The organism is Kitasatospora sp. NPDC053057, from assembly GCF_044546945.1.
GTDB lineage: Bacteria > Actinomycetota > Actinomycetes > Streptomycetales > Streptomycetaceae > Kitasatospora.
Map to the genome: position 1 here is coordinate 1 of NZ_JBITZP010000063.1, position 14,389 is coordinate 14,389.

Below are 14,389 nucleotides of genomic sequence, written 5' to 3' on the forward strand. Positions count from 1 at the left end.
CGCCATCAAGCCAGTGCTCGCCGCAGCCACTACCAACGACGGCTCGCCGACCCCTCAACCGGATAGATCACGAAGTCGCACTGGAGTACTAGGGGCAGACCTTCGCGACAGGGGTGGCCCCGGGCCTCGGCGACATTCGGTCGAATGACGCCGCCGGGCTCCGCTGTTGGGTGTGCAGGAGTCCTGCAATCAGGACGCCATGTGCCGAGGGGTGCTGTGCCAGAAGCGTGCCAGATCGGGCGGTACGTGGCGGCCGGTCGCGGGTGCCGGCGGTGCGGCAGCCGGGGAACAGGCAGGCCAGGCGCGGCGCAGGTCAGGGTCAGCAGCCGGGCGCTGCTCTTGTGAAGCAGTCATCCGTTCCTGGGCCGTCTGTGGGCCGTCCGGGGCTGGCCAGCAGCGACCGACAACACCGACCAGCGACCGCTCCACGGCGGGCCCGCGGCGGCTGGTCGTTTCCGTCCCGGGGTGACACCAGTTCCTGCGCAACAAAGAGGCGAGCAGCCGGCGCTGTAGTGACTTGCTCACGATCATCAGTGTGGGGCCCTGGGAAGCGGCAAAGGTTCGTGGTGATGCCAGAGGAGCGATCGATCTTCGCGGCGGAGCTCGGCTGATCCCCATTCCAGTCGAACCACTCCGCTGGCCAGGGAGCATGCGTAGGCGACGAGCACCAGCTTGGTCTCGGGCGACAGACGCAGGAGGTCGGCGTGCGGCTCGTCTTCCTCAGGCAGCTCGATGCCGAGGTCGAAAGCGATCTGGCGAGGCTCCGGGCCATGTCGACGGATGAGATCCGCGCGGAGCCCGGAGGAGCGTCGGAGCCTGGCGACGGTGACTGGTACATCCTTCTTCGCGTAGCGGATCGGGAAGATGACGTGGCCAGCGATGACCATGACCGTTCGTGCCTGGAGCCGGACTGGCTCGGAGCCGGGAAGGTCCGCCAGTCCGGTTACAAGCTCTTCATACTGTGCCGCGTAGAGGCCGTGGCCGTAAGCCTCGTGGGTTTGGGTGTGGACGCCCTCATGGCCGCCGCGGGCTCGGTCGTGCGCATTGAGGATGCATGCCGGCACGATCGTCGTCAGCTGGGAGGCAAGCTTGCCGAAGACCTCCGTAGCCCACGGACTGGCGACGTTTTTCGATCCCATGGATCCCCCGATCAAAGTCCGCTGGTTCGACCTTTGACGGTCCGGCGGAGGGCTTTGCCGATCAAGGGCGCATTACGGGTCGCACGATGCACTCGCTGGAGTCATGGCAGGTTGACGGTGCCTCAGGCGCATCAAGTTGAGCGGTCAGATCGCCTTGGGCCGCGGGACCAGGGCCGGACCACACGCTGTGCACGCGCCCGAACGAGACTGGCGAGAACGGGCGACTCGGCGTGCATCGAAACTGCCGTGACCAGCGCAAACAGGTTCCGGCGCGACCTGGGGGTCAAGGGGTCGCAGGTTCAAATCCTGTCGTCCCGACTGGGATTCGCCCCATTGTCGCAGGTCAGAGGCCGTTTTCTCGTTCGTGAGAAAGCGGCCTTCGGCATTCTCCGGGATATGCCTCTCACATCCGTCTCACGGTTTCACGGTTCGACACTGGGGGCGGGGGCCGCTTGGCGTCGTGAACTGGTGACTATCGCGTCGTTCCTGCCTTTATGTCTGCTCTGGCGGTCACAACTATGGTTTCGATGGTTGCTCGCCGTGATCGCAGGCTCAGTCTGACGGGTTCGCACTTGACGCTTTCTGGCGCCGATCAAGTGCGCGCCGACAGGTCCTGCGGCTGCCCCAGTGGCGGATGAATCGGGAGATGACAAGGCGGCCGCAGCCCTTCGTCGCGCGGCTCGATGTACGGCCGCTCCTGGTGTGCGGCGTCAGGGCCGTTGTTGCCAGACCTCCTTCGGCGGCAACCGCAGCAGCAGGTCGTCTCGAAGCTATCGGTTGAACGCCCAGTAATTGGGGGTCTCGCCCGGCCGGTAGAGCCGGGCGGGACCCCCTCTACTGATCGGTCAACTGTTAGGTGCGATGGTCCAGCTCTGTGCAGGTGTTGAGGATGAGCTGGGTGCCGGGTGTGGTGTCGGCGTTCGGGTCGTCGACGTATCGATTCCGTGCTCCAGCGGATCCTGGAACGGTGGCACGTACCGGGCACCGAGCACGCTGGCTACGACCCCTACAGCGGCGACGTCCGCGTCGGCGGCCGGGGCCGCGCCAAGCACGGCAGTGGATGCAGGCACTGCTGCACTCCGCATTCTGAGAAGGATTGGCCGACCGAGCGCCCCCCCAGAAGATGCCAGCACCTCATCACATCGTGTGATTCAGGTCGCGCACGCAGGCACCGCCCGGAGGTCGGCGCGGAGCTGCGGTCCGCGGGGTCGGGGGCCTGTGGGACGGTGATCGCTCGTGCCGCTGCGTCCGGCCTGCCTGCCGTGACGAACGCCCGGAAGGGGTGGCAGCAGTGGCGGCCACTCGACATGGGGGACCGCCTCACAACCAGCGATGCCATCTGTCAGATCGGCCTTCACGGCAAAGAAGTTGACGCTCCACCAGACTGTCTCCCACCTGCGGTCGAGCGCTTCGTGCCGCGCACCCGCGTCCACCATCCTGAAGATCTCGGACACTTTCCGTTATCCGCAGCTCCATGCCCGATCTCCCATATGTCGGCAGCAAACCACCCCCATCTGCCGACGAGGAGAGAACATGACCGGCAAACGAGTGGTGCGCGGGCGCGACAACGGCCCTGTGCCGGTGGGCACTTCGGTGGCGGCGAGCGTCATCGTCGGCACCCTGTCCCGCCACGGACGGTCGCCGAACTGACTGTCAGTCGACTAATCGCCGAGTCCGCGATCGGCCAGGACCAGCCATCGTCTCGGCGCCCCACAACCGACACGGGCCTTCCGCATCGGGAAAAGTGACGAAGCATCACCTAATTTGCGAAGCCTCCCCACTAGACCGCGCCGCACGGTGCTGCCCCCACACCAGGAGAACCCATGAAAGCCGCACACGCCCGCAACAAGCTGCCCAAGCTCCTGATAGCCGCCGCCCTCGCGCTGACCGCCGGGGTCGGGATCGCCGCCAACGGGCCGGGCAGCGCTCACGCGGGGCTCACCAGCCCGTCCCCCGAAGCCAAGACCGACGCTCCCCGCGCAAGTCTGGCACCCCAGTCGGCCACCGAAGCCGTCCAGGACGACGCGAAGCAGGTGCGCCCCAAGGATCGTCGACCTCTGCCTTCCGACACCGAGGCGCAGCACCAGAACTACGGCAGCCCGACAAGGTCCGCCGCGGCAAGGTCGAAGGCGACGACCGGGGAGGCAGGCGGCCCGAAGGCGAGTGTCGCAGCCTGCTCCATCAGCGCCTTCACCGCGAACACCGGCGGCGCCCTGATCCAGGCGATCCAGTCCGCCGGCCCGGACTGCATCAACGGCCTGTTCAACGTCACCGGTTCAGACGCACACCTGGCCTTCCAAGAGTCGCAGATGACCACGGTGGCGGACGCCTTGGCCGCCGCCTCCCGCAGCTATCCGGGGGACAACAGCACCCACGTCCTGGAGCTTGTGCTCTACCTCCGGGCCGGCTACTACGTGCAGTGGAACCACAAATCCGACGTCGGTACCTACGGCAGCGCTCTGCAGACCGCGATCCGGTCCGCCCTGGACTCCTTCTACGCCAACGCCCACAGCCTGGACGCCACCGACGCCAACGGCGCCGTCCTCTCGGAGGCCGTCACCCTGATCGACAGTGCCAGCCAGAACGCCCGCTACCTGCCCGTCCTCAAGAAGCTGCTCACGGGCTACAACAGCTCGTACAACAATTCGTACAACATGCTGACCGCGGTCAACAACGTCTACACCGTCCTCTTCCGCGGCCACCAGAACCCCGACTTCACCACCGCCACCGAAGCCGACCCTTCGATCCTCACCACCCTCGAGACCTTCGCCAACAACAACCTCGGCCTCCTGGGCGGACCGCAGAGCTACCTGGCGTCCAACGCCGGCACCGAGCTGGCCCGGTTCCTCCAGGACCGCACCCTGACCCCCACCGTCCGCCCGATGATCAAGAACCTGTTGGCCAAGTCCTCGATGACCGGCCCCACCGCCCCCCTCTGGGTCGGCATCGCCGCTCAGGCGAACGACAACGACCAGAACAACTGCTCCGACTACGGCACCTGCGACCTCCCCAACCGGCTCAAGAAGGCCGTGCTGACCATCGACTACCAGTGCGGCACGATCCACATGGTGACCCAGGCGCTCACCAAGGAGCAGCTGCTCAGCACCTGCGACAGCCTCACCGGCGAGAACGCCTACTTCCACAAGCTTGCCAAGGACCCCGGCCCGCTGCCCGACGACCACAACAGCGCCATGGAGGTGGACGTCTTCCACTCCACCAGCGACTACCAGACCTACGCCAACGTCATCTTCGGCGTCGACACCAACAATGGTGGCATCTACGAGGAAGGCGACCCCTCCAAGCCCGACAACCACGCCCGGTTCGTCGCCTACGAAGCCGACTGGCTGCGTCCGAGCTTCCAGATCTGGAACCTCAACCACGAGTACACCCACTACCTGGACGGCCGCTTCAACACCGCCGGCGACTTCGCCGCCACAACCGCCACCCCTGGCACCATCTGGTGGATCGAAGGCTTCGCCGAGTACGAGTCCTACGGCTACCGCGGCGTGACCGACACCGCGGCGGTCGCCGATGCGGCCAAGGGCAGCTACCCGCTCAGCACCGTCTTCGCCAACACCTACAGCAGCGGCACGGACCGGATCTACCCCTGGGGCTACCTCGCGGTGCGCTACATGATGGAGAACCACCGCTCCGACATCGACACCCTGCTCGGCCACTACCGATCCGGTGACTACAAAGCCGCACTCGGCCTGATCAACTCCATCGGCACCAGCTACGACGCCGACTGGGCCAAGTGGCTCAAGGAATGCGCCGCCGGTGCGTGCAACGCCCCCGGCAAGCCGCTCACCGCCACCTTCACCGCCAAGGCGAACGGCCTGAACGTCGCGCTCACCGACACCACCGAAGACTCCGCAGCGATCACCGCTCACAAGTGGGACTTCGGCGACGGCACCACCTCCACCGATGCCAATCCGACCAAGACCTACGCCAAGCCGGGCAGCTACCACGTCCGGCTGACCGTCACCGACAAGGCCGGCGCCACCGCAACCGCCGACCAGACGGTCGCGGTCGGTGCTTCAACCGCCGAGTGCGCCGCTGACGACACCCGCCGCCTGGCTCAGAACTGCAGCCGATCCAACCTCACCGCCGCCGCCCGGGACAACAGCTACCTCTACATCGACATCCCTGCCGGAACCAAGAACCTCACCATCACGGCCACCCCCGGCACCGGAACCGCCGACCTCTACTACAGTCCCACCACCTGGGCCGACAGTACCGCCAGCACCGCCTCCGCCACCGGCAACGGCCCGCACACCCTCACCATCACCAATCCCCCGGCTGGCTGGAACTACATCACCCTCCACGCCACCACCGCCCTCACCGGCGCCACCGTGACGACCACGTTCTGACCCCGCCGGTCGCGCCGTCCCGACGTCCGGCTCTCTGCCGGTGAACTGCCGCTGTTCGACGCCGGATTCGCGTTCGGGGTTCGGGTTCAAGCGATTCGAGCAGGACGGTGCCGACGCCAGGCCGCGAAGGGTCGCCCGGCAACTCCGGTTGGGCCGGGGGGGGTAAATCTGTACAAAAGGATCGTATAAGTCTGTTATGTGACAGGCCGGCCAGGATTTGACCCTGGGTTTTGGTCAGCCTGTCGCGGACGTTTCGGAGGTTGGGTTCCGGTCCAACGGTTACTCGTTCCAGGTCGAGAGGAATCACCGGACGGCCAGTCAGGGCATGCGGATCGCCGAAATATCGATTGATTCGAGGAGTGGAACATCGGCAATTCGGAGATCGGCCTTGCGGTGCAGATCGAATCCGCCCTCATGCCATGGAAGCTGTTGTTTGGCGGGCGTGGTGACGGCGGTGGCCGCCGGTGCCGGCCGGCCACCTGGAGATGATCCTGATCCGAGGGGGGCGGATACCTCCCTCGTCCGTGGGTGCACCATGGCCGGAGAGGATTTGGCACCCAATCCGCGTACGGAAGGGGAGTGGTAGTGGGCACCCTGAGGAGTCGAACAAGGGCTACGAGCGGCGCGTGACACAAGTCACTATCGAACTCGCCCCTCGCTCGCCGCTCGCTCACATGCCTCTCACGGATCGGGCGTCATGAGGTGGCATCAAGCGCCGGGCAGATTGGACGAGATGGGACCTGACCTGCGGGATTCGGACCAGTAGACATCAGCCGCTGGGGGTCAAGGGGTCGCAGGTTCAAATCCTGTCGTCCCGACCAGCGTTTTCGCAGGTCGTAGGCCGTTTCCATCGGAAGGTGGGGGCGGCCTTTCTGTTGTGTCGTCATCTGGTGGTCGCAGTGTGGTCTCGACGGGCCGGCCGGGGCGCTGGTTGGCGACGCTGTGTCGTTTTCCGCGTCTGGTGGGTGGTCAGCCGTGAGGTGCGGGGGATTCGGGCTGTGTGGTGCCTGGCGTTGTGGTCGGCCTGGTCGAGGGCGTGGTTGATGGCGTCGACGGCTTCGCGGACGGCCTGGATGGTCAGGTAGTGGTAGACGTCCACGGTGGTCGAGAAGGTGGAGTGCCGCAGCGTCTTGGAGACGATCGGCAGCGGCACGTTTTCGTCCATGGCCAGGGCGCAGGCGAGGTGGCGCAGGTCGTGGACGCCGATGACGGGGACGCCGGCTTCGCGGCAGAGGCGGTGGAAGCGGCGGAGGACGTAGGACGGGTGGAGCGGGCGGCCGTGGCGGTGGAAGACCAGGCCGTGTCCGGGAGCGGGGTTGGGGCCGCGGAAGGTGTCGGGGGCGAGGCGGTGGGCGATCGCCGCGGTGGCGCGGTCCGATAGGGCGACCCGGTTGCGGCTGGAACGGGTCTTGGGTTCGGTGAAGACGAGTTCTTTGTTGTCGATGGCCGAGAGCGTCCAGCGGATGTACATGAAGCGCTTGTCGAGGTAGGCGTCGTCCCCGTGGAGGGCCAGGGCCTCGCCCTTGCGGATGCCGGAGCCGATGAGCAGCTCGGTGAGGTCGGCGCTCAGGGGGTCGGCTCCGTGGGCGTAGCGCAGGAACGTGGCCGCGTGGTCGACGGTCCACTCGATGCGGTCGGCGCGGCGCGGCCGGCGAATGACCAGGGGCGGCCGACGTTGCGGCGCAGGCGGCCGGCGCGGACGGCGTCGCCGAGCGCGCTGGAGAGCGTGCACAGCATGCGGTGGACGGTGACTCTGCCGCGGCCGTGGGTGAGCTGGTGGTCGGCGAAGGCGCGGATGTGGGGCCGGCGGAAGTCGTCGAGGCGGATGGCGCGGAAGGCGGGGATGAGGTCGTCGTACACGTGCCTGCGGTAGTGGGAGGCGGTGGTGGGCTTCAGTTCGGCTTGTTTGGCGTGGAACCAGTCGTCGAGGTAGTCGGCGACGCTCTGGTCGGGGTCGCGGGCGATGCCGGTGCGTTCGCCTTCGAGGTAGCGGTGCAGCGCCTTCTTCGCGGCCTTCTTCTTGAGGTAGCCGCCGCGGCGGATGGTGTGGCGCCTGGCGTCGATGCGGGTGTGGCTGTCGACGGCGAAGGTCCAGGTGCCGTGGCGGGGGTCGGTGGCGAGGAGGGGGCAGCGGGTGCCGAGCTGCTTGCGGTGCTGGTCGCGGCAGCCGCAGCGGCGGTAGACGCGGCCGCGCTTGGCTGAGGAGCGCATGGTGATCACTTCACGGAGGGTCGTGGTCGTGCCGGCCCTTCCAGTCTGGTCCCGTGCGGGCGCACTGCGGCGGGCGATGGGATCACCGTGCGACCACCGGAGGCCTTTGGTGCCTCTGGCCTGGTGTGATCCCTTGACCTGCGCTCAGATTGCCTGCGGTTCCCTTGAGCGGCTCGCAGCCTTGTGGATCACGTCCGGAGCCCTGGTGTCCGGACGTGTCGTCGCTGATGGCGACCGGACGGATGCTCTCGGGTGTGGGACGGCCCGGGGCGCGACGCCGACTGCGGCGTGGCCAGGGGCTGGCTGCGAGTGGGTCTGGGGTGCTCTGATTTTATCGAATTCCTCCGGGGTATCGGCGGGGAATGGTGCCCTCGTTTCCCGCCCGCGGGGCCGCTCGGGCCGTTTCGGGGGGTGGTGGAATTCCGCCCCCCTTTCCGGGGTTGCGGAATTCCCGAACCTGATTGATCGGCAGACCTGCATGCCGGGGCGGTTGCGCTGAGTAGTATCGGCCGGAATTCAGGGGTAGGCGTCGACGGCCTGGGGTGAACGTTCGGTTGCCGACAGGTCGACGGCTGTCACGCGGAGTTGCCGAGAGGCTCGGGTGGTCAGAGCCCTCCGTTGTCACCCTGGGTGATTGTCGAGGGGATGCGTCGTGTGTCGGGGCAGGCGGTCTCGGCGGCGGGTCAGGTAAGCCGGTCGCGGTGCTGGGCTGCGGCTTCGCGGACGAGCCGGGCGAAGCGTTCGCGGCTGCGGTCCTGGTGTCGCTCGGCCTGTTCGTCGTCCCAGTCCTCCGCCTCGTCGGCACCGGAGTCCTCGTCGTATTCCTCGTGGAGGAGCTGGCAGCCGTGGATGCCGGCGAGAAGGTCTTCGAGGAGGTCGCGGGCGGGGCGTTTCGGGTCGAGCGGGGTCAGGCGCAGGCCGGTGTCCTCGGGGTCGGTGTCCGGGCCGGTGTGTTGGGCGAGGTCGTCGTCGAGGTTGTCGAGTTGTTCGCGTAGGCCTGCGGGGTCGGGGAGGAGGCCGTCGGCGATGTGGAGGGCGTGGCGTACGAGGCCGGTGACCGCGTCGTAGGGGGAGGTGCCGGCTTCGAGGAGCTGGAGGACGAGGGTGGGGGTTTCGTGGGGGAGGGCTTCGATGTCGTCGGCGTCGCGGAGCAGGGTGGTGGGGGAGTGGCCGGTGGCGTCGGCGGTGACTTCGGCGGCGGCTGCGAGCCAGTGGGCCGCGGCGACGGCCGCGGCGGTGGGGTCGATGTCGGTGAGCAGTGCGGCGGGGCCGAAGGGGTTCTGCTGGAGGAGGCGGTCGGCGGCGGCGACCTGGACGGGGGAGGCGCCTTCACGGCTGAGGAGCACGGCTTGGCGGGCGCGGCCGGTGAGGTCGCCGAGTTCGGCGCTCTCCACGCCGGCGAGCTCGGTGGCGGCTTCCGCGAGGACGGCGTCGGTGAGGTCCGTGTTGCCGAGGGTGTGCAGGGCGCGGCCGGCGCGGTGGGCGGATTCGGCCAGGGGGCTGTAGGAGACGTCGAGCATGCCGCCTTGGGGGAGGTTGGGCCGGGTGATGGCGCCGGGGACCTCGTCGAAGGCCTTGCGCTCCTCCGCGCGGTGCCAGCCCTCGGAGTTGGGGTCCTGGGAGGCGGCGGCGCTGGCCGGGTGGGTGTAGGTGCGCCACGCGGCATCGGACAGGTGGGTGAGGGCGCGGGCCAGGCTCAGGAGCACGGAGGTGCCGGCCTCGGCGGGGAGACCGACGATACGGGTGGCGAGATCGCCCGCGCCCGTTCCCCAGGTGGCGATCAGCTCGTGCCGCTCGGGGTCGATGCTGTAACGGGTCATGAAGGCCTGCCTTCGGGGGCTGCGTGGCTCCTTGTTGGGCCGTGCACCATTCTGGCGCATCGTCAGATCGTGAGGTTGCGCCATCGACAGGGGTTGGGCGTCCCGCGTGGCAGCCCGTTCTGATCTCTTCCTGGGAACGGGTTCGCGAATGCCGACGTGATGGCGGGTGCCAGGTATCGATGCCCCGGAATGCGTTGGACCAATGGGGCGATATCGGGCGAGCAGATGCCGGGAGTGGAGCGGTTGTTCGCTTAGCCTTTCGCCCGGCCGCCTCCTCGGTGGCGCCGGCTTCGGGGACGAGGACAGGGGCGCAGGGTGAGTTCGTTGGGTGCGGCTGCGTCGACGCGGGGTGCGAGGTTTCGGGCGTGGCTGCTGGAGGGCCTCTCCGACATGGCCAAGCAGTACCCGGGACCGCACGCGGAGGCGCCGGTCGAGCACAAGGGCCAGCGGTGGTGGCGGGTGATGTGCCTGACCGGTCTGGACTACTTCTCCACGCTCGGCTACCAGCCCGGCATCGCCGCCCTCGCAGCCGGGCTTCTGTCTCCGGTGGCGACCATCGTGCTGGTGATCGTGACGCTGTTCGGCGCGCTGCCGGTGTACCGGCGGGTGGCGCAGGAGAGCCCGCACGGTGAGGGGTCGATCGCGATGCTGGAGCGGCTGCTGTCGTTCTGGCAGGGGAAGCTGTTCGTCCTGGCCCTGCTGGGGTTCGCGGCCACGGACTTCATGATCACCATTACCCTGTCGGCGGCGGACGCGACCGCGCACCTGGTGGAGAACCCGAGTCTGCACAGTGCCCTGTCCGGCAGGCAGATGCTGATCACCCTGCTGCTGGTCGCGCTGCTCGGCGCGGTCTTCCTGAAGGGGTTCAGCGAGGCGATCGGTCTGGCGGTGGTCCTGGTCGGGGTCTACCTGGCGCTCAACGTCGTCGTGGTGGTGAACGGGCTCTGGCACGTGGTGAAGGCCCCGCACGTGGTGACGGACTGGTCCGACGCGCTCACCACCGAGCACGGCAACGTGATCGCGATGATCGGCGTGGCGCTGATCGTCTTTCCGAAGCTGGCGCTGGGCCTGTCCGGCTTCGAGACCGGCGTCGCCGTGATGCCGCACATCGAGGGCGATCCCGAGGACACCGAGGAGAAACCGGTCGGCCGGATCCGGGGCGCGCGCAAGCTGCTCACCACCGCCGCCGTGATCATGAGCGCGTTCCTGATCACGACGAGTTTCATCACCACGGTGCTGATTCCCAAGGCCGCGTTCGAGACGGGCGGGCAGGCCAACGGCCGTGCCCTGGCGTACCTCGCCCATCAGAACCTGGGCGGCGCCTTCGGCAGCGTCTACGACCTGTCGACCATCGCGATCCTCTGGTTCGCCGGCGCCTCGGCGATGGCCGGCATGCTCAACCTGCTGCCCCGGTACCTGCCGCGGTACGGCATGGCCCCGCACTGGGCGCGGGCGGTGCGGCCGATGGTGATCGTGCTGACGCTGATCGGCTTCCTGGTGACGTGGCTGTTCGACGCGAATGTGGACGCCCAGAGCGGCGCGTACGCGACCGGTGTGCTGGTGCTGATCTCCTCGGCGGCCATCGCCGTCACCATCGCCGCCCACAAGGCCCGGCAGCGCAACTGGACCATCGGCTTCGCCGTGATCGCCGCGGTGTTCCTGTACACGACGGGCACCAACATCGCCGAACGTCCGGACGGTGTGAAGATCGGTGCCTGCTTCATCGGCGGGATCGTCCTGGTCTCGTTCCTGTCCCGGCTCAAGCGGGCCTTCGAACTGCGGGTCACCGACGTGGTGCTGGACGAGGCCGCCGAACGGTTCGTCCGCGACTACACCCACCGGCCGATGCGGCTGATCGCCAACGAGCCGAACAGCCGGGACCTGGCGGAGTACCAGGAGAAGAAGCGGGAGATCCGGGCGCACCACGACATCCCGGCCGACCTGGACCTGGTCTTCGTCGAGGTGACGGTCCGGGACCCGTCCGAGTTCGAGTCGGCGCTGTCCGTGCACGGCGAGGTGCTGCACGACCGCTACCGGGTGCTGTCGCTGGAGAGCTCAAGCGTTTCGAACGCGCTGGCGGCCCTGCTGCTGACGATCCGGGACCGCACCGGGCAAATCCCGCACATCTACTTCGAGTGGACCGAGGGCGGCCCGGTCGGCCACTTCCTGCGGTTCTTCCTGTTCGGGCAGGGTGAGGTCGCCCCGGTCACCCGGGAGGTGCTGCGCGAGGCGGAGCCGGACCGCTCCCGGCGCCCGCGCGTCCACGTCGGGTAGGGCCTGTCTTCCCAAAGGGCGGAACATGGACGTGGAAACGGAGGAGGTGGCTGGGCGGCGGTGACCGGGAAGCTGCGGGTATTCCTGGGGGCGGCGCCGGGGGTGGGGAAGACGTACGCCATGCTGCGGGAGGGCCGGCGGCTGCGCGGCGAGGGCCTGGACGTGGTGGTCGGCCTGGTGGAGACGTACGGCCGGCACGGTACGGAGGAACAGCTGGGGGACCTGCCGGTGCTGCCCCGGAAGCCGGTGTCGTACCGGGGGATGGAGCTGACGGAGCTGGACGTGGACGCCCTGCTGGCGCGCCGCCCGGCGCTCGCGCTGGTGGACGAGCTCGCGCACACCAATGTGCCCGGCGGGCGGAACGCGAAGCGCTGGCAGGACGTGCGGGAGCTGCTGGACGCGGGGATCGACGTGGCGACGACGCTCAACATCCAGCACCTGGAGAGCCTCAACGACGTCGTCGAGCAGATCACGGGCGTCGCGCAGCGCGAGACGATCCCCGACGAGGTGGCCCGGGCCGCCGACCGGATCGAGCTGGTCGACCTGAGCCCGGACGCACTGCGCACGCGGATGGCGCAGGGCGAGATCTACGCGCCGGACCGGATCGACGTGGCGCTGGACCACTACTTCCGGGCCGGCAACCTCGGCGCCCTGCGGGAGCTGGCGCTGCTCTGGCTCGCGGACCGGGTGGAGGAGGAGCTGGCTGACTACCGGGCCCGGCACGGCATCCGCGCGCCCTGGGAGACCAAGGAGCGGATCATGGTCGCCCTCAACGGTGCCCCGCAGGGCGAGCACCTGATCCGCCGGGGAGCCCGTACCGCGACCCGGGTGCATGGGGACCTCATCGGCGTGCACGTCCGGCTGGACGACGGTACGGCGCAGCGTGAGCCGCCGGGCCTGACGGCGCAGCGGGCGCTGCTGCGGGAGCTGCACGGCAGCTACGTCGAGGTGAGCGGCGGCGACGTGGCCCGGACGCTGGTGGACTTCGCCCGGACGGAGAGCGCCACGCAGATCCTGCTGGGACCGACCAGCCGCAGCAGGCTGCGCGAGCTGGTCTCCGGTTCGGTGATCAACCGGGTGATCCGGCTGGCCGGCCCGATCGATGTGCGGGTGCTGCCGCCGCCGGAGCCGGGACTGCTGACGGTGCCGCCCGCGCCCCGACGCCGTCGCCCGGCGCTGGTCCCGGTCCGGCGGCGCCGCCTGGCGTGGATGCTCGGGCCGCTCGGGGCGGTTGCGCTGGCCTGGGCGCTGTCTCCGCTGCGCGGCTCGCTCGGCCTGTCCGGCGTGCTGCTGTGCCTGCTGCTGGTGGTCGCGGGAACGGCCCGGCTGGGCGGCCTGCTGCCGGCGGCGGGTAGCACGGCGGCCGGGGCGCTGGCGGCGGACTACTTCTTCACCACACCGTGGCTCAGCCTGACGGTGGAGCGGGGCGCGGACGTCGCGGCGCTGGTGCTGTTCCTCGCAGTGGCAGGGGTGATCTCCCATCTGATCGACGGTCTGACGCGGCGCTCGCAGCAGGCGGGCCGGGCGCGCGCGGAGGCGGCGGTGCTGACCCGGCTGGCGGGGGAGACGGTGGAGTCCGGGCCGCGGGTGCTGCCCGATCTGGTGGCGGAGCTGCGGCAGGTCTTCGGGCTGGACGGTGCCGCCGTGCTGGTCCGGACGGGCGCGCTGTGGCAACCGGCGGCTTCCGCCGGGACGGCGGTGCCGTCGCGACCCGACGAGGCGTCCTTCTCCGTCGACCTGGGCGAGGACGCGGTGCTGGTTCTGCGCGGCACACCGCTCACCGAAGAGGACGCCCGGCTGCTCGGGCCGTACGTCACCCAGCTGAAGCTGGCCCGGGAGCGGGAGCGGCTGGCCGCGCAGGCGTCGGCGGCGGAGGTGCTCGCGCACACCGACGCGCTGCACACCGCGCTGCTGGAGGCCGTCGGGCAGGACCTGCGGGCGCCGCTGGCAGCGGTGCGCCAGGAGGCCGGGCAGTTGCCCGGTCCGGCCGGGCAGCGGGTCGGAGCCGAGGTGGCGCGGATGGAGCGGCTGGTCGCCAACCTGCTGGACCTGAGCCGGCTGCGGGCCGGGGTGATGCCGGTGGTGCTGCGGCCGACCGCGGTGGCCGAGGTGGTACAGGCCGCTGCCGAGGGCGTGCCAGGCGTTCGTATCGACCTTGGGCCGGGTCTGCCCCGGGTGCTCGCCGATCCCGGCCTCCTGGAACGGGCGTTCACGGACCTGCTGGCCTCGGGGCCACCGGCAGCGGTGCCGGTGGTGGTCGACGCCGGTGTGGTGGCCGGGCGGGTGGACGTCCGCGTGACGGTCCACGGCGATGAGACCGACGCCCGGGCGGGGACGGGGCCGGCGGTGGCGCGGGGCTTCGTGGAGGCGATGAACGGCGAACTGGCCGTCGAGGAGGCGCCCGGCGGCGGCACCGCCTACGTGATCAGCCTGGCCCGCTCGGTGGCCTGATGTCGTGGCACCGGACTGGCCGGCGACCCGGGGCGTCAAGATCGCGTTGTGATTTCGGGCGGCGGCGTCAGGATTCCGTCAAGGCGAGGCGGCGGCCCTGTGGCCGTCGGGTTGGGTGGCGTCG

General features: G+C 69.2%; 7 protein-coding genes. 3 read left to right on the forward strand and 4 right to left on the reverse strand.

The genetic code is table 11. The annotated features are described in order from the left end of the window. Nucleotides 1-530 precede the first annotated feature (530 nt). Entirely contained in the window at nucleotides 531-1,139 is a 609-nt protein-coding gene (locus ACIG5E_RS36535; RefSeq protein ID WP_396541117.1) for a hypothetical protein, read from the reverse strand. 1,823 nt (nucleotides 1,140-2,962) lie between these two features. Here ACIG5E_RS36535 and ACIG5E_RS36540 point away from each other — a divergent pair. Beyond that, nucleotides 2,963-5,509 (forward strand): collagenase, encoded by a 2,547-nt coding sequence (locus tag ACIG5E_RS36540; RefSeq protein WP_396541119.1) that lies wholly within the window; start codon nucleotides 2,963-2,965, stop codon nucleotides 5,507-5,509. An 883-nt stretch (nucleotides 5,510-6,392) separates the two neighbouring features. Here ACIG5E_RS36540 and ACIG5E_RS36545 read toward each other — a convergent pair. The 3 genes from ACIG5E_RS36545 to ACIG5E_RS36555 all read right to left on the reverse strand — a co-directional run bounded on the left by ACIG5E_RS36545 (nucleotide 6,393) and on the right by ACIG5E_RS36555 (nucleotide 9,540). Beyond that, complete coding sequence (locus ACIG5E_RS36545; RefSeq protein ID WP_396541151.1) at nucleotides 6,393-7,172, reverse strand: site-specific integrase; 780 nt, start codon at nucleotides 7,170-7,172, stop codon at nucleotides 6,393-6,395. After that, the gene (locus ACIG5E_RS36550) at nucleotides 7,076-7,720 is read right to left on the reverse strand and encodes a hypothetical protein (protein WP_396541153.1); all 645 of its coding nucleotides are present in this window, start codon (nucleotides 7,718-7,720) and stop codon (nucleotides 7,076-7,078) included. The genes ACIG5E_RS36545 and ACIG5E_RS36550 overlap by 97 nt, the downstream gene beginning before the upstream one ends. A gap of 683 nt (nucleotides 7,721-8,403) precedes the next feature. Next, entirely contained in the window at nucleotides 8,404-9,540 is a 1,137-nt protein-coding gene (locus tag ACIG5E_RS36555; RefSeq protein WP_396541121.1) for a hypothetical protein, read from the reverse strand. 390 nt (nucleotides 9,541-9,930) lie between these two features. Here ACIG5E_RS36555 and ACIG5E_RS36560 point away from each other — a divergent pair, with 390 nt between their 5' ends. Together ACIG5E_RS36560 and ACIG5E_RS36565 are read left to right on the forward strand one after the other, a co-directional pair. Continuing rightward, nucleotides 9,931-11,814, forward strand: coding sequence for an amino acid transporter (locus ACIG5E_RS36560; protein WP_396541123.1), 1,884 nt, complete (start codon nucleotides 9,931-9,933; stop codon nucleotides 11,812-11,814). A gap of 60 nt (nucleotides 11,815-11,874) precedes the next feature. Next, nucleotides 11,875-14,265 (forward strand): DUF4118 domain-containing protein, encoded by a 2,391-nt coding sequence (locus ACIG5E_RS36565; protein ID WP_396541125.1) that lies wholly within the window; start codon nucleotides 11,875-11,877, stop codon nucleotides 14,263-14,265. The last annotated feature ends 124 nt before the right edge of the window (nucleotides 14,266-14,389 follow it).